The sequence below is a fragment of the Microbispora corallina genome, from assembly GCF_016863035.1.
GTDB lineage: Bacteria > Actinomycetota > Actinomycetes > Streptosporangiales > Streptosporangiaceae > Microbispora > Microbispora corallina.
The window spans coordinates 150,612-165,839 of record NZ_BOOC01000030.1; the positions used below are offsets into that span (position 1 = coordinate 150,612).

18 protein-coding genes and 1 pseudogene are annotated in these 15,228 nt (G+C 71.2%); 11 read left to right on the plus strand and 8 right to left on the minus strand.

Annotated features, from left to right (window positions below; translation table 11 throughout):
• The first annotated feature begins 12 nt into the window (after positions 1-12).
• From Mco01_RS26895 to Mco01_RS26920, 6 genes are all read left to right on the plus strand, one after another.
• A complete protein-coding gene (locus tag Mco01_RS26895) occupies positions 13-624 on the plus strand; it encodes a DUF998 domain-containing protein (protein WP_204059641.1) in 612 nt (203 codons plus the stop codon).
• Between the two features lie 147 nt (positions 625-771).
• On the plus strand, positions 772-1,305 hold the full coding sequence (locus Mco01_RS26900) for a YlcI/YnfO family protein (RefSeq protein WP_204059642.1): 534 nt from the start codon (positions 772-774) through the stop codon (positions 1,303-1,305).
• Positions 1,306-1,380: 75 nt separating this feature from the next.
• Entirely contained in the window at positions 1,381-2,226 is an 846-nt protein-coding gene (locus tag Mco01_RS26905) for a DUF4097 family beta strand repeat-containing protein (protein ID WP_204059643.1), read from the plus strand.
• Positions 2,227-2,256: 30 nt separating this feature from the next.
• Positions 2,257-3,219 (plus strand): ATP-binding cassette domain-containing protein, encoded by a 963-nt coding sequence (locus Mco01_RS26910; RefSeq protein WP_204059644.1) that lies wholly within the window; start codon positions 2,257-2,259, stop codon positions 3,217-3,219.
• The gene (locus tag Mco01_RS26915) at positions 3,216-4,055 is read left to right on the plus strand and encodes an ABC transporter permease (protein ID WP_204059645.1); all 840 of its coding nucleotides are present in this window, start codon (positions 3,216-3,218) and stop codon (positions 4,053-4,055) included. Before Mco01_RS26910 ends, Mco01_RS26915 begins: the two co-directional genes overlap by 4 nt.
• 130 nt (positions 4,056-4,185) lie before the next feature.
• Complete coding sequence (locus Mco01_RS26920) at positions 4,186-7,296, plus strand: ATP-binding protein (protein WP_204059646.1); 3,111 nt, start codon at positions 4,186-4,188, stop codon at positions 7,294-7,296.
• 6 nt (positions 7,297-7,302) lie between these two features.
• Here the strand turns inward: Mco01_RS26920 and Mco01_RS26925 are convergent, their stop codons facing one another.
• The 5 genes and pseudogenes from Mco01_RS26925 to Mco01_RS26935 all read right to left on the minus strand — a co-directional run bounded on the left by Mco01_RS26925 (position 7,303) and on the right by Mco01_RS26935 (position 10,249).
• On the minus strand, positions 7,303-8,151 hold the full coding sequence (locus tag Mco01_RS26925; protein WP_204059647.1) for an ABC transporter permease: 849 nt from the start codon (positions 8,149-8,151) through the stop codon (positions 7,303-7,305).
• Positions 8,148-9,116: an ATP-binding cassette domain-containing protein gene (locus Mco01_RS26930; protein WP_204059648.1), complete on the minus strand. Its 969-nt coding sequence runs from the start codon at positions 9,114-9,116 to the stop codon at positions 8,148-8,150. The genes Mco01_RS26925 and Mco01_RS26930 overlap by 4 nt, the downstream gene beginning before the upstream one ends.
• Positions 9,117-9,255: 139 nt before the next feature.
• Positions 9,256-9,381: a hypothetical protein gene (locus tag Mco01_RS39885; RefSeq protein WP_275410579.1), complete on the minus strand. Its 126-nt coding sequence runs from the start codon at positions 9,379-9,381 to the stop codon at positions 9,256-9,258.
• Between the two features lie 23 nt (positions 9,382-9,404).
• Positions 9,405-9,668 (minus strand): annotated as a pseudogene (locus Mco01_RS40265) (HXXEE domain-containing protein); the annotation flags it as partial.
• A complete protein-coding gene (locus Mco01_RS26935; protein WP_204059649.1) occupies positions 9,647-10,249 on the minus strand; it encodes a class I SAM-dependent methyltransferase in 603 nt (200 codons plus the stop codon). The gene Mco01_RS26935 and the pseudogene Mco01_RS40265, both read right to left, overlap by 22 nt.
• A 152-nt stretch (positions 10,250-10,401) precedes the next feature.
• Between Mco01_RS26935 and Mco01_RS26940 the strand changes: the two genes are divergently transcribed.
• The 3 genes from Mco01_RS26940 to Mco01_RS26950 all read left to right on the plus strand — a co-directional run bounded on the left by Mco01_RS26940 (position 10,402) and on the right by Mco01_RS26950 (position 12,006).
• Positions 10,402-10,836: an SRPBCC domain-containing protein gene (locus Mco01_RS26940; protein WP_204059650.1), complete on the plus strand. Its 435-nt coding sequence runs from the start codon at positions 10,402-10,404 to the stop codon at positions 10,834-10,836.
• 9 nt (positions 10,837-10,845) lie between these two features.
• A complete protein-coding gene (locus Mco01_RS26945; RefSeq protein WP_239103938.1) occupies positions 10,846-11,196 on the plus strand; it encodes an ArsR/SmtB family transcription factor in 351 nt (116 codons plus the stop codon).
• Positions 11,197-11,388: 192 nt separating this feature from the next.
• Entirely contained in the window at positions 11,389-12,006 is a 618-nt protein-coding gene (locus tag Mco01_RS26950) for a TetR/AcrR family transcriptional regulator (protein WP_204059651.1), read from the plus strand.
• A gap of 45 nt (positions 12,007-12,051) precedes the next feature.
• Here Mco01_RS26950 and Mco01_RS26955 read toward each other — a convergent pair whose 3' ends face one another.
• Complete coding sequence (locus Mco01_RS26955; RefSeq protein ID WP_239103939.1) at positions 12,052-12,435, minus strand: VOC family protein; 384 nt, start codon at positions 12,433-12,435, stop codon at positions 12,052-12,054.
• A gap of 32 nt (positions 12,436-12,467) precedes the next feature.
• Positions 12,468-13,532 (minus strand): glycoside hydrolase family 113 protein, encoded by a 1,065-nt coding sequence (locus Mco01_RS26960; protein ID WP_204059652.1) that lies wholly within the window; start codon positions 13,530-13,532, stop codon positions 12,468-12,470.
• A gap of 125 nt (positions 13,533-13,657) precedes the next feature.
• On the opposite strand from Mco01_RS26960, the gene Mco01_RS26965 reads away from it, so the two are divergent.
• The gene (locus tag Mco01_RS26965; RefSeq protein WP_239103942.1) at positions 13,658-14,557 is read left to right on the plus strand and encodes an aminoglycoside phosphotransferase family protein; all 900 of its coding nucleotides are present in this window, start codon (positions 13,658-13,660) and stop codon (positions 14,555-14,557) included.
• 36 nt (positions 14,558-14,593) lie between these two features.
• Here Mco01_RS26965 and Mco01_RS26970 read toward each other — a convergent pair whose 3' ends face one another.
• Positions 14,594-14,857, minus strand: a complete 264-nt coding sequence (locus Mco01_RS26970; protein WP_204059654.1) for a Rossmann-fold NAD(P)-binding domain-containing protein — start codon at positions 14,855-14,857, stop codon at positions 14,594-14,596.
• A 152-nt stretch (positions 14,858-15,009) separates the two neighbouring features.
• Here Mco01_RS26970 and Mco01_RS39890 point away from each other — a divergent pair, with 152 nt between their 5' ends.
• Positions 15,010-15,135 carry a hypothetical protein gene (locus Mco01_RS39890; protein ID WP_275410580.1) on the plus strand — a complete coding sequence of 42 codons (126 nt, stop codon included), beginning with the start codon at positions 15,010-15,012 and terminating at the stop codon, positions 15,133-15,135.
• The last annotated feature ends 93 nt before the right edge of the window (positions 15,136-15,228 follow it).

Sequence of the window (15,228 nt, forward strand, 5' to 3'; positions counted from 1 at the left end):
TAGATTGACATCATGACTGATCGACTGCTGCTCGTCTGCGGGCTGGTCGCCGGCCCCCTCTTCACCGTCGCGTACCTCGTCGAGGGCGCCACCCGTGCCCACTACAAGGTGCTGCGCCATCCGGTCAGCTCGCTCGCGCTCGGCGACCACGGATGGACCCAGACCGTCAACTTCTTCGTCGGGGGCCTGCTGTCCCTGGCCTTCGCCGTGGGCCTCTGGCGTGCCGGACCCTCACATTGGGGCGCGCTGCTGGTCGGCGCGTGGGCGATCGCCCTGCTGTGCGCGGGGATCTTCCGTACGGATCCGGTGAGCGGCTTTCCTCCCGGGACTCCCGACCTGCCCCAGCACAGCACGCGACAGGGAGTCCTCCACGACCTGTTGTCGCTGGCCGGCTTCGTGGCCCTGGCCGCGGCCTGCTTCGTGTTCGCCTGGTCGGGCACTCCCGGATGGGCGATCTACTCGATCGCGAGCGGTGTCCTGTTCGCGGGGACGATGGTGCTGGCGAGCGCCGCCTTCGCCCAGAGGGAAGGCCTGGTCGATCGGGGCGGGCTGATCCAGCGCGTCTCGGTCACCATCGGCTGGGCCTGGCTGGCGATGCTCGCCGTACGCACCCTGCACGGCTGATCCGCGGCCCCGCCCGCACGGGTCACGTACAGCCGCCCACCCGCGACCTGCGCTCTTTCGTCCGGCACACCAAGTGGTGCCACATATGACACCCAAGCTGAGCCATGATGGCTTGTCTGTGTGCCATCAATGTGCCATATTGGCACCATGGACTTGACCTCGTATGTGAGCAACCTCGGCCGCGAGTTCGCCACGCTTGCCGAAGCCGGCGGTGAGGAGGCGCGCGCACTGGTCGAGCGCCTGACCGGGTCGCTGGAGTCGGCGATCCGGATGACGCTGCTGGAGACGCTGTCGGCCGCCGCCGACGAGATCACCCGAGACCTGGCTCCGGGTTCGGTGGAGCTGCGCCTGCGCGGACGCGATCCGAACTTCGTCGTGACCTCGCCACCCGCCGAGCCGCTCGAGCTCGCGGCGCAGGACGCCGCGGCGACGACCGGCGGCGCGCCGGACGGCGATCTGCCGATCGCCGAGGACGGGCCCGCCGCGCGGATCAACGTACGCCTGCCCGAGCAGCTCAAGGCCGCGATCGAGGAGGCCGCGGCCAAGGAGGGGCGCTCGGTCAACGCGTGGCTGGTCCGGGCGGCCGCCGCCGCGTTGCAGCGGTCCGATCGCGATCAGCGTCCAGAGTCCCGCGGCGGCGGGAAACGGGCCAGGCAGAGCTTCACCGGCTGGGTGCGCTAGCGCCGCACGCTCTCTCCTCTCCCCCTGTCCCCGACCTGCGGGGACGGCTCACCTACCCCTGATGCGGAGACAACCATGCCCAATTACGAGACGCCTGGACCCATTTCCGTCACGCTCGAACTCGGCGCCGGCGACGTCCGGATCACCGCGAGCGACCGGGCCGACACCGTCGTCGAGGTCCGCCCGAGCGACGAGGCCGACGAATCCGACGTGAAGGCCGCTCAGCAGGTCCGTGTCGACTACGCCGACGGCGTGCTCCGGGTCACCGGCCCGAAGGCGCGCGTCTTCGACTTCTCCCACAAGACCAGGTCGGTCGCCGTGACCGTCGAACTGCCCAGCGGTTCCCAGGTGTCCGCCGAGATGCAGGTGGGCGACCTCCGCTGCGCCGGCCGGCTCGGGGAGTGCAGGCTCAAGACCTCCGCGGGGAACTTCCGGCTCGAACGGACCGGCCCGCTGCGACTGGACACGTCGGCCGGTCACGTCACCGCCGACGGCATCGCGGGCGACGCCGAGATCTCCACCGGCTCCGGCAAGGTCCAGATCGGCGAGGTCGAGGGCGCCGCGGTGGTCAAGAACTCAAATGGCGACATCACGATCGACGCGGTCACCGGCGACGTCCGGGTGCGCGCGGCCAACGGCGACATCCACGTCGAGCGGGCCGGCGCCGGGGTCGACGCGAAGACGGCCAACGGCAGCATCCGCCTCGGCGAGGTGGTCCGCGGCTCGGTCGTGCTCGGGACCGCCATGGGCGACCTGGAGGTCGGCATCGCCCAGGGCACCGCCGCCTGGCTGGAGGTGAACACCGCCTTCGGGCACGTGCGCAACCTGCTGGAGAGTGCCGCCCGGCCCGAGGAGGCCGACGAGACCGTCGAGGTGCACGGCCGCACCTCCTACGGCGACATCACCATCCGCCGTTCCTGATCCGCTTCCGGTCCTGGAGAAAGGGAAACCATGACGTTCAACCAATCCCGGCCGGCGATCAGCGCGACAGGGCTGCGGAAATCGTTCGGCGACCAGGTCGTGCTCGACGGGCTCGACCTGGACGTGCGACGGGGAACGGTCTTCTCCCTGCTCGGCGCGAACGGCGCCGGGAAGACCACCACGGTCAAGATCCTCTCCACGTTGATCCGTGCCGACGCCGGTGACGTCCACGTCGCCGGGCACGACCTCGCGCGCGAACCAGACGCGGTGCGCGCCGCGATCGGCGTCACCGGTCAGTTCTCCGCGGTGGACAACCTGCTCACCGGCGAGGAGAACCTGCTGCTGATGGCGGCCCTGCACCACCTGGGCCGGGAAGAGGGCCGGCGGCGCGCCGCCCAGTTGCTCGACCGGTTCGACCTGACCGAGGCGGGCAGGAAGCCGGCGTCGACGTACTCGGGGGGCATGCGGCGGCGGCTCGACCTGGCGATGACCCTGGTCGGCAGCCCGCAAGTGATCTTCCTCGACGAGCCGACCACCGGGCTGGACCCGCGCAGCCGCCGGAACATGTGGCAGATCATCCGGGACCTGGTGGCGGGTGGCGTCACCGTCTTCCTGACCACGCAGTACCTGGAGGAGGCCGACGAGCTGGCCGACCGGATCGCGGTCCTCGACCACGGCCGGGTGGTAGCCGAGGGAACCGCGGAGGAGCTGAAGCGCCGCATCCCCGGTGGGCACGTTCGCCTGCGGTTCGCCGATTCGCAGGGACTCGACGCGGCCATGCGGGTGCTGGGGGGCCAGGCCTCCAGGGAGAGCGACGCGCTCGCCCTGCGGGTGCCGAGCGACGGCAGCCTGCGCGCGCTGAAGACCCTGATCGGCCGGCTCGACGACCGGGCCGTCGAGGTCGACGAACTGTCCGTGCACACCCCCGATCTCGACGACGTCTTCCTCGCCCTCACCGGCGCCCCCACCAATGAGAAGGTGACACCACGATGAGCGCTGACGCCCTCGCCGTCCCGGCTCCGGCAGACCTCCGTTTCCACCCGCTGCGCGACTCGGTGACGATGCTGCGCCGCAACCTCAGGCGCATGCTGCGGTACCCCTCGATGACCGTGATGCTCGTCGGGATGCCCGTCGTCTTCCTGCTGCTGTTCGTCTACGTGTTCGGCGGCACGTTGGGCGCCGGGCTCGGCGGGCCGGTGCACGGCGGCGCGGTCGCCGGGCGCGCCGCGTACGCCAACTACGTGGCGCCGGCGATCATCCTGATGACCGTGACGGCCACGGTCCAGGGGACCGCGATCTCGATCGCCATGGACATGACCGAAGGCATCGTCGCCCGGTTCCGCACCATGCACATCGCCCGAGTCTCGGTGCTGACCGGGCACGTCCTGGGCAGCCTGATCCAGGCGATGTTCAGCCTGGCGATCGTTACCGGCGTGGCGTTGCTGGTCGGGTTCCGGCCCACGGCCGGTCTGGGCGGGTGGCTGGCCACGGCCGGTTTCCTGATGGTGGTGACCTTCGCGCTCGTCTGGTTGTCCGTCGCGCTCGGCCAGGTGAGCAGGAGCGTCGAGACCGCGAGCAACCTGCCCATGCCGCTTGTGCTGCTGCCCTTCCTCGGCAGCGGGTTCGTCCCCACCGACTCCATGCCGGCCGGTCTGCGCTGGTTCGCCGAGTATCAGCCGTTCACCCCGATCATCGAAACCCTGCGCGGCCTGCTGATGGACAAGCCCATCGGGAACAACGGGTGGATCGCGCTCGCCTGGTGCGCCGTCATCGCGCTCGGCGGGTACGTCTGGTCGAAGCGGCTGTTCAACCGCGAGTCCTCCCAGTGAAAAAGGTCGTGACGGTTGGGGCTCCGTCCTCCCGAGCCGAGGGCGGGGCCACCGACGGGCCGCACACCGGGCGCCGTGCGGGTCACGGCACAGAACGGGTGGGCGCCTCGGCGAAGCCTAGACTTGCGCCATGCCGATCCACCTGACCCTGCTCGACGGTGTGCGGTGGCAGGGGCAGCCGGTGGTCGGAGAGAGGGCTCAGGCGCTGCTCGCGGCCCTCACGCTCGCGTCCCGGACCGTGAACGCGGACCGGCTCGTCGCGGAGGTGTGGGCGGACAGCGAACCGGCCAACCCGGCGAAGGCGCTGCAGGTCCTGGTGTCCAGGACCAGATCGGTCGTGGGGCCGGAGGCGCTGGTCACGGAGGGGGGCGGCTACCGGCTCGAGGTTCCGCCCGACCATGTCGACGCCGGTCGACTGCACGGGTTGGCGAGCCGGGCGCGGGCGCTGCTCGCCGAGAATCCGGCCGCTGCGGCCGCGGCGGCGCAGGAGGCGCTCACGCTGGGCGCCGGAGCGCTGCCGCCCGAGGGCGACGGCCCGCTGGCGGAGGTGCGGCGCCGCGCCGAACGCGACCTGGCGTCCGCGCGCGTCGTGCTCGCCCGGGCCCGGAGCCGGAGCGGCGACCACGACCCCGCCCTGCCCGAGCTCGAGGAGGCCGCGCGCGTCCGCCCCGAGGACGAGGGCCTGCTCGCCGACCTCCTGCACAGCGAGGCGGCGGTGCGCGGAACCGGGGCCGCGCTCGACCGCTTCGAGCGCTACCGGTCGGGCCTGCGCGACCGGATCGGCGCCGATGTCGGCCCTGAGCTGCGGCGGGTCCACCGTGAGCTGCTGGCGCTCGACAGCCCTGTACGCGCCGGTGTGCGCTTCGACACCACCCTGCTGCTCGGCCGCGACGACGATCTCCGACTGGTACGGGCGCTGCTGTCCACCTCCCGGGTGGTCTCGATCCTCGGCCCGGGCGGCCTCGGCAAGACCCGGCTCGCCCACGCCGTCGCCCGGGAGGCCCCGCAGCCGGTGGTGCACTTCGTCGAACTGGTCGGCGTGACCGCGCCCGAGGACCTGGTCGGCGAGGTCGGGTCGGCGCTCGGCGTCCGCAACTCGGTGACCGGACGCCGCACGCTCACCCCGCAGCAGCGCGCCGACGTCCGTGCCCGTATCGCCCAGCAGCTCGATCTGGCCCCGACCCTGCTGGTGCTCGACAACTGCGAGCACCTGGTGGAGGCGGTCGCCGACCTGGTCGCCTATCTGACCGCGACCACACGGGAGCTGCGGGTCCTCACCACGACCCGCTCGCCACTGGCGATCGCCGCCGAACGCGTCTATCCGCTGCCCCAGCTGGGGACCGGTGACGCCGTCGAGCTGTTCCGCGACCGCGCGACCGCGGCCCGGCCCGGTGTGCACCTCGACGAGGACGACGTGCGCGCCGTCGTGGCCCGCCTGGACGGCCTGCCGCTCGCGATCGAACTGGCCGCCGCGAAGGTGCGGGTGATGTCGCCGGTCGAGATCGCCCGGCGGCTTGAGGACAGGTTCTCGCTGCTGCGCGGCGGCGACCGGAGCGCGCCCTCCCGCCACCAGACGCTGCTGGCGGTGATCGACTGGTCCTGGAACCTCCTCGGCGAGCGGGAGCGCCGGGCCCTCCGTCTCCTCTCGGCCTTCCCCGACGGCTTCGCCCTCGACGCGGCGGAGGACGTGCTCGGCGACGACGCTCTCGGCGACGTCGAGGAGCTCGTGGAGCAGTCCCTGCTCACCGTCGTGGAGACAGCCGGCGCGGTCCGTTACCGCATGCTCGAGACGGTGCGCGAGTTCGGCCGGATGCGGCTGGACTCGGCCGGCGAGACCGCCGAGGCGCGGGCCGCCGTACGGGCATGGGCGGTCGGTTACGCCCAGCGGCAGGGCGCCCGGCTGTACTCGCCCGAGCAGGTGGACGCGATGGACCGGCTGCGTCCTGAGGAGACGAATCTCGCCGACATTCTGCGTGAGGCCCTCACCGACCCCGACCCGGACGCGGTCGTGGTGCTGTTCTCCGCGCTGGGCGGCTACTGGACGATCTGCGGAGACCACCCGCGCGCCATCGTCCTCGCCCCGGCCGTCGCCGCCGTCCTGGACGGCTGGGTACCGCCGCCCCGGCTCCTCGACCGTGCCCGGCTGGCCGTGAGCATCGCGCTGTTCAACACCGTCATGGTCTCCTGGGACGAGTCGGGGACTCTGGCGCGGCTGCTGTCCGAACTGGGCGCCGACTCGGCGACGCCGGCCGTCCGGGCGCTGGTGACCGCCCTGCTCACCACGGTGTCGGACACCGAGCGCGGCCTGGACAAGCTGGCCGACGATCCCGACCCGCTGGTCCGCCGGATCGCGCTGCACTGGCTGAGCCACGGCCGGGAGAACGCCGGCGACCCGGTCGGCGCGATCGAAGCGGCGCAAGCCGCCCTCGAACTCGTCGGCGACGACGGCGGCCCCTGGCACCGGGCGGTGCTGCACGCCCAGCTGTCCGGCCTTCACGCCCACCTCGGTGACTCCGCGTCGGCCACCAGGCACGCCACCGAGGCGCTCCCGGCGCTCGAACGCCTCGGGGCGGTGGACGACGCCATCCAGATCCGCGGCACCCTCGCCATGGCGGCGCTGGCCGACGGCCGCCGCGACGAGGCCGCACGGCTGATCGACGAGCTGGAGGCGCTCGCCTCCCAGGGCACCTACGGGGAGGTCCTGTCGCTCGCCGCCGGCAGAGCCCAGCTGGCCCTCGCCGACGGCGACATCGCCGAGGGACTGCGGCGGCACCGCGAGACCGCGGAGGCGCTTCGGAACCTCCGCATCCCGGGCGGGCCGGAAGGCCCGACAGCGTGGGCCATCCTGGGCGAGATCGTCGCGCTTTCGGCGTTCGCGCAGTACGGCGAGGGCGACGACGGCGCGGAGTTCTTCGAGGCGGTGCGGACCAAAGTCGTGACCGTGTTCGACCGGGGCCGCACGCCGAAGGACTTCCCGGTGATGGGGATGGTGCTCGCCGCGCTGAGCACCTGGGGGCTGCGAAAGGGGGCGATGCCCGCCGAGGACGCGGTCCGGCTCCTCGTGCTCGCCGAGCGGTTCGCCTACAACCGATTCATTCCCACGATGCAGTGGTCGGTGCTGTCCGCGGACGCCGAACGCATCGCCCCCGGCGTCATGTCCAGGATCGAGGCCGAATACGGCGAACGACGCGGCCCCGACCTGCTGGCCGAGGCCCGTACCGTCCTGGAGCGCGTGGTCTGAAGCCGCCTACATCTTGCGCGAGTACGAGCGGACCGCCAGTGGAGCGAAGATCACGACGACGGCCGCGCAGCCGATGACCGCCCAGCCGACCTCCGCCGTCACGGCCCCGTGGTTGAGCAGGTCCCGCACCGCGGAGACGACGTGCGACACCGGGTTGACCTTCACGAACGCCTCCAGCCAACCGGGCAGCGTCTCGGCGGGGACGAAGGCGTTGGACAGGAAGGTGAGCGGGAACATGATCATCATCGAGATGCCCTGGACGCTCTGCGCCGAACGCGCCATCGTGCCCAGCCAGGTGAAGATCCACGCCAGCGACCAGCCGGCGACCACGGTCAGCGCGACGCCGGCGATGCTGCCGAACACGCCACCGCCGGGGCGGTAACCGATCAGCAGGCCGGTGAGGAGCGTCAGCACCGACGCGATGCCGTACCGGATCAGGTCGGCGATCATCGGGCCGGCCAGCGGAGCGATCCGGGCGATCGGCAGGGACTTGAAGCGGTCGAAGACCCCCTTGTCCATGTCCTCACGCAGCTGCACGCCTGTCGCCATGCAAACGGTGAGGGCCGTCTGGGCGAGGATGCCGGGGATCAGTACGGGCAGGTAGTTCGACACGCTGCCGGAGATCGCGCCGCCGAAGATGAACGCGAACATCGCCGTGAACAGCAGGGGCTGGATGAGGACGTCGAAGAACTGCTCGGGCTTGCGGCGCATCTTCTTCAGGGCGCGCCACGCCATGGCCAGGATCTGGACCCAGGTGTCCTGAATCAGGCTGTGGGACGTGGTGCGGGCGACCGCGGCGGACGGGTCGATCCGCTGGGGATTGAGGGTGGTCGGGGTCAGAGTCTTCGTGGTCATCGGGCGTTCTCCATCTGCGGTTCGTCGGCGCCGTGGCCGGTCAGCGCCAGGAAGACCTCGTCCAGCGTCGGCTTGGCGACGCTCACCGAGGAGATGCCGAGGCCTGCTTCCCGCAGGCCGATCAGGACGTCCGCGGCCCGGTCGGGGTCGGGGAGGGGGATGTTCAGGCGTCCCGATTCCGGGCTCAGGACCGGGTCCTCACCCAGCAGCCGGCGGACGACGTTCGCCGCCAGAGCGGTGTCGGCGCCGTCCGCGAGGCCGAGTTGCAGGGTCGCGTCGCCGACCTGGGTCTTCAGGGCGTCGGGGGTGTCCTCGGCGACCTTCCGGCCTCGGTCGATCACGGCCACGCGGTCGGCGAGCTGGTCGGCCTCGTCCAGGTACTGGGTCGTGAGGAGGATCGTGGAGCCGTCGGTGACCAGCTCACGGATGGTGTCCCACATCTGACCCCGGGTCCTCGGGTCGAGGCCGGTGGTGGGCTCGTCCAGGAAGATCAGAGGCGGGCGGGTGATCAGGCTGGACGCCAGGTCCAGACGGCGGCGCATGCCGCCGCTGAACTGGGACAGGGGACGGTCGGCCGCCTCCTGGAGGTCGAAGCGTTCGAGCAGGTCGGCGGCGATGATTTTGGCCCGGCTGCTCGCCAGGCCCTGCAGGCGGGCGAACAGCCAGAGGTTCTCCCTGGCGGTCAGGTCCTCGTCCACCGAGGCGTACTGGCCGGTGACGCCCACCAACTGCCGGATGCGGTGGGGCTCCCGCCGGACGTCGACGCCGAAGATCTCCGCACGGCCGCCGTCGATGGGGAGCAGGGTGGCGAGCATCCGGAGCATGGTGGTCTTCCCCGCTCCGTTGGGGCCGAGGACCCCGAAGATCTCGCCCTGCCGTACATGGAGGTCGATGCCGTCCACGGCCCGGAAGTCTCCGAACTTCTTGACCAGACTGTCGGCCCGGACGGCACTGAGGTCCGCCATGACGCGTCTCCTCTCTCCGCCGGGTACCTCCCGGCGTACAAGGAGAGCGTCCGCGTCGTCGGCTTCACCGCGGCTTCACGCTGGTTTCACCGCTGACCTGGCGGTTTCACCGCACCCGTGCCGTGATGTCTTCGGAGGCTCAGCGGTGGCGCGCGGCTCGGCGTGCCAGCAGCCTGATCCCGCGGGCGGCGCCGTGCACGCCCAGGATGGCCACGGGGAACAGCGCGGCGTTGGACACCAGCTCACGCGTTCCGGTCTCGCCCACCAGATCCTCTCGGCCCAGACGGCGCCCATCAGGGCGATGGCCGCGGCGACGTGGGTCCCGTCCATCTCCAGCGCCGACCACACCCGGTCGGACACCCGCGGGTGGCGCTCCTTCAGCCGCCGTACCTGCCGCCTGCTGTAGGACGACATGGTGACCAGTTCTTCCAGGTCGTGCGCGATGAAGGCGGCCGGCAGCCCCCAGGTGACCGCGTTCGAACCCGCCGACCGCCTGCGTGATGAGTCACGATCGATCCCGTACGCGGGGCTCAGCCCTGCGGTTTCCGCCAGATGAGGCTGTACCGCAGCAGGAGGTGACGGCGGAACCGGGAGCCCGGCAGGAGTTCGGCGGCGAGCGCCCGCATCTGCGGGTACGTGACCGGCGGCGGCCACACGATGGGGGACGGATGCTCCCAGTGGCCCTTCACGACGCGATGGAGAGTGCCGACGACGACGCCGGCCAGGTCACGCGGCAGGTCGGCTGGCATGGTGCTGCGGGCCAGGCCGACGACGGCCAGGACGCCTCCGGGACGCAGCAGGTCGCGCATGCGGGCCAGCCCGGCGGCGGCGTCCATGTGGTGCAGGGCGGCCACCGACGCGATGACGTCGAACGAGCCGGGTCCGAAGGGGTGGGTGAGGAAATCACCGAGGACGTAGTCGACGTCGTCCGGATGTTTACGGGCTTGGTCGATGCTGGGCGCGTCGAGGTCGATGCCGGCGACGTACGGCACGGCTCGCCGGAGTTCGCGGGCGAGCATGCCCTCACCGCAGCCGACGTCGAGGGCGCGCCGAGCGCCTGCGGGGACCGCGCCCAGGATGCGGGAGTGGTAATGGATGTTGTGATTCCACCGCGTGCCGCTCTTCACCGTCATCTGATCATCCTGCCCCGCAGCGGACGCCGACCGGTCCCGTTCGGGAGTAGCAGCGCGATCGAGACAAATGCAACCTGAGGGTTGCATCATTGGGGACAGTTGTGCAACTCTGGAGTTGCACAACAGCTGGAACGGAAGACGGAGGAGTACCGATGATCGACAACCGCATCGAGCGCGAGATCCTGATCGCGGCAGCGCCCGAAAAGGTCTGGCCACTGGTGGCGGAGCCCGGGTTCTGGGCGACCGACGACGAGGCCACGCACGGCACGGTGGCCACCCAAGGCGAGTCCCTGGTGGCCCGGCACTCGGAGCACGGCGACTTCCCGGTGCGCGTGGAGAAGGTCGATCCGCCGACCTACGTGGCATACCGGTGGGTCAGCGCGTTCCCCGGTGAGGAACTGCGCGAGGAGAACTCGACCCTCGTGGAGTTCACCCTGACGCCCGAGGGCGACGGCACCCGGCTGCGCGTCGTGGAGAGCGGGTTCGCGGCCCTGCCGACGTCCGACGAGAACCGCAGCAATGTGATCAAGGACCACACCGCGGGCTGGGACCACTGCCTCGCCGCGCTCGCCGCCCGCGCTCAGTAATCTACGGTGATGGACCGACGTGCCATGGGCGCCGATGTCGTCGACGGCGTCCTCGCCGCCCTGGCCGATCCGACCCGCCGTCACCTGTTGGACCTGCTCTCCGAACACGGTCAGGCCACCGCCACGACGCTCGCCGTCGGGCTGCCGGTCTCACGCCAGGCCGTGGTCAAGCACCTCGCCGTCCTCGACGCGGCCGGGCTGGTCGACAGCACGAAGGTCGGACGCGAGGTCCGCTACTCGGTGCGCTCCGCGGCGCTGGACGCGACGGCCCGCTGGATGGCAGCACTGGCCGCCGAGTGGGATCGGCGCCTGGCCAGGATCAAGCGCATCGCGGAGGCGGCCGAGCGGGACTCGCGGTGACCCTCCAGCAGCGCGCCGGCGCACTCCTGCGGTGACCCGCCCAGCGTCCTGCGCCGGCGCACGCTGATGCAGAGGCCAGGGGGCAGGGAGCGCTGCTCAATGCCGCAATCCTCCCTAATGTTTCGCTATCCAGCGGAATAGGAACGGAACATCACGGGCGTTTGCGGCAGCGGCGCGACTACCGTGATGGCCATGGGAGGGGTTGGCGAAGGCGGGCCCGAGTCGGACACGGCGCGGCAACGCGTCATCGAGAAGGCCACCCACCTCTTCGCGTCCCTCGGGTACGACGGCACCCCGGTCCAGATGATCGCCGACGCCGCCGGGCTCGACATCGACACCGTCACCGACCTCGTCGGCGGCAAACGCGAGCTCTACCTGACGGTGATGCGCCGCCACTACCTCGCGACGCAGGCGATGTTCAACACGGCGTTCACCGAGTTCACGCCCGACCGGGCGGGCGTCCTCCTGGTGGTGGACCGGTTTCTCGACTTCTACACCGACCACCCCGAGGTCCCCGAGCTGTGGATACACCGATGGCTGTCCGACGCCGCCGACATCACCGGACTCGAGGGGCTCTACCTCAAGCCGCTTCGAGACTCGGTGAAGCAGGCGTTCCGCAGAGCGGCCGGACCCGGCGCGGACGTCGACATGACCCTGGAGACGATCATTTGGTGTGTCCGCGGGTTCGTGGTAGGCGGCATGGTCAGCGCGAGCGGCGAGGTTCACGGGCCCGCCAACGTCGAATACCTGCGGCGGTTCCGAACGTACCTGCACCAGTTGGTAACCCGGTCGCTCGCGCTGAACGAGTGACCAGGCGCTGCACGCGAGGCGAATCGAGACGTCCGCGACGCCGCCCTAGCCCTCGTCCAGGCAGAGGCAGAAGGGGTGCCCGGCCGGGTCGAGGAGCACGCGCACGTTCTCCTGAGGTTGGTCCGCGGCCAGCGAGGCGCCCAGTGCCGTCGCGTCGGCGACGGCGGAGTCGAGATCGCCGACCTGGAAGTCGAAGTGCATCATCGGGCGCTGCCGCCCGTCGACCGGCGGCCAGACGGGGGCCTCGTAGTCATCGGCCTGCTGGAACACCAGATAGATACTCCCCTGGGGAGCGGCGAGGACCACCGTTCCCTGCTCTTCGTGGCCGATCGGCCAGTCGAGCAACTCCGAGTAGAACCGGGCCAGGGCACCGGGGTCCGGCGCTTCGATGGCGGCACCCCACCACATGGCGGCCGAGCGAGATCGCATGCTCGTAGCCTGGCGCAGCGGTCCGGCCACGTCTACCGGGCGGCGTCGGCGTGACCCGTGTCCAGGGGGCGGGCGGCCCGCGCACGCCCGTACTCGGCGAGGGCATGGAAGGCGGCCTTGGGCTCCCACGGCAACCCCGGGTACGCCGTTCCCGTGCGGCCCTGTCCGAGGACCTTCACGACGCCGTAGCCGGCCACGTCGAAGTCACGTTCCGGGTCGGATGAGGTCGGCAGGTCACGGCGGGCGAAGGTGTAGACGAAGGCCGCGTCGACCCCCTCCTCGTCGTAGATCTCAAGGAGTCTCCGCAGGTAACCGGCCTGTTCGTCTTCGTCCCGCACCACCGTCTCGGTGAGGCGGACCGGGCGTGCGCGCTCGTCGAAGTCGACGATCTGGTCGCCGCGGGACGCGCGGTCGCCCGCGCCGGCGTAGGGGGCGCATCCGAACTCGGTGACCGCGAACGTCTTTCCCTGCGTGGCCTGCGCGCGCACCCCTGCGCGGAAGCCCGGCCCGGTGGTCGCGTCGTAGTAGCCGGCGTCGGTGGCGATCACGTCGAACGGGGTCCAGTCCACGCCCTCCATCGGCAGTGAGGCGTAACCGACCGGGCCCCCGAACCGCCGCCGCACCTCGGTGACGGCCCGGGCGAGGAAGGCGTTGACGCGCGCCCGCGCCTCGCCGAGCGTGACGGCCCTGCGCTCGGGGTCGGCCAACTCGCGAAGCCGCTCCACGTGCGTGTCCCCGGGGATGAAGCCGCCGGTGAACAGGCTGATCTCGGAGCCGGTGAGGAACACCACGGAGGCGCCCTCCTGACGGAGCCGTTCGGCACGCTCGGCCGCGCCGGCGAGCAGAGCCAAAAGCTCGTCGGACGTGAGCCCATTCGTGAACGGGGAGTACCAGACCTCCAGCCCGGCCGCCGCGGCGTGACGAGCCGCGATCTCCAGGCGGTCGGGGTCGGCCCCGGTGATGCGGACCGCGTCGCAGCGCAGGTCCTCGCGGATGATCCGCATCTCGCGCCGTACGACGCCGGGGTCGAACGGCTCGTGGGTGGTCGTCCCGCAGGTGGAGAAGCCGACGTCGTAGGTGATGCCGAACACGCGCATGAGGTCTCCCCCGTGACAGGTACCTTAGAGTACGAACAGTACCCTAATAGGGTACGCATAGTACCTTTGACCTGAAAATCCGTTGCCCGGGCGTAGCGCGACGCGCGAGGCTGCCCGGCGTGACGATGCACGCGGGCCAGCTGACGGTGTCACCGGAGACGGTGCGCGCACTGGTGGACGAGCAGTTCCCCGAGTGGCGGGGCCTGCCCGTCACGGGCCTCGCCTCCTGGGGGACGGTGAACGCCATCTTCCGCGTCGGCGACCGCCTCACAGCGCGGTTCCCGCTTCAGCCCGCACAGGCCGGCTCCACGCGCCGCTGGCTGGAGGCGGAAGCGGAGGCCGCCCGCGAGCTGGCCGGTCGTACCCGTTTCCCGACGCCCGAGCCGGTCGCGCTCGGGGAGCCCGGCGCGGGATACCCGCTCCCGTGGTCGGTGCAGACGTGGCTGCCCGGCGTCGTGGCCACCGACGAGGACCCCGGCGAGTCGGTCGCGTTCGCCCACGACCTGGCCGCTCTCATCGGCGACCTCCGTTCGATCGACACGCGCGGCCGCACGTTCGCGGGCCACGGCCGGGGAGGCGACCTCCGATCCCACGACGCCTGGATGGAGACCTGTTTCGAGCGCAGTGAACGGCTCCTGGACGTTCGGCGGCTCCGCCGGATCTGGGAGGACCTCCGGAGCCTCCCGCGTACGGCCGACGACGTGATGACCCACGGCGATCTCATCCCCGGCAACGTGCTCGTGTCCGACGGCCGGCTGGCCGGGATCCTCGACGTGGGCGGCTTCGGGCCGGCCGACCCCGCTCTGGATCTCGTGGGCGCCTGGCATCTGCTCGGGGCAGGGCCCCGGCGGGTGCTCCGCCTCGACCTCGGCTGCGACGACCTCGAATGGGAACGAGGCAAGGCGTGGGCCTTCGTACAGGCGATGGGGCTCCCGTGGTACTACCTCGACACCAATCCCGTCATGAGCCGGACGGGCCGGCGGACCCTGGAACGCATCCTGGCGGACACTCCCTCCGGGCACTGACGAGAAGGGCCGTCGTACCGTCCGGTCGGGGACGGCTCAGGAGGCCCTCACACATGCGGGACGGGCCAGGAGGTGAGAGATGACGGTCTCGGCGGGCCTGCCGAGCACCCGTTCCAGATCGGGGGTCTGCCGTTCGAGCGCGCCCGCCCGCACCTGGGCGTTGATCCAGCTCATGGGCCCGGGTCCGGCGTCCGGCACCTCCCGGTAGGGCACGTTCAGCGCCTCGGCCACCTGCGGATGGGTCCACAGCGGCCCGGTGAAGTCGTACGCGCGGCCCAGGTGCCCGTCACCCGTCAGCACGTTGACGGCGGCCTCGGCCAGGTCCGTACGGAAAGCGGTGTTCAGGCCACGGCTGTGATCGGTCGCCCAAATCCACTCCTGTCACGGCGTCCGACGCCACCGGTTTTCCGGCCTCGGCGCAGCCGGATCCCGCGAAGGGCCGGGCCGACGCGATGCTCACCCTCAGCGCCCTGGTCGGCGCCGCGCTCATGGCGCGGGCCGTGGACGACCGCGAACTGTCCGACGAACTGCTGGCGGCCGTGGCCGAGCAGCTGAAGCGGAACGAGTCGCCGGCCTGATCGCCGTCAGGGGACAGCTGGGCCGGAACCATAGTTCTCCCCGAGATTCCCGCCTTCTCGTCAACCTGATACGGGACTCAGGGAGTGTCGGAG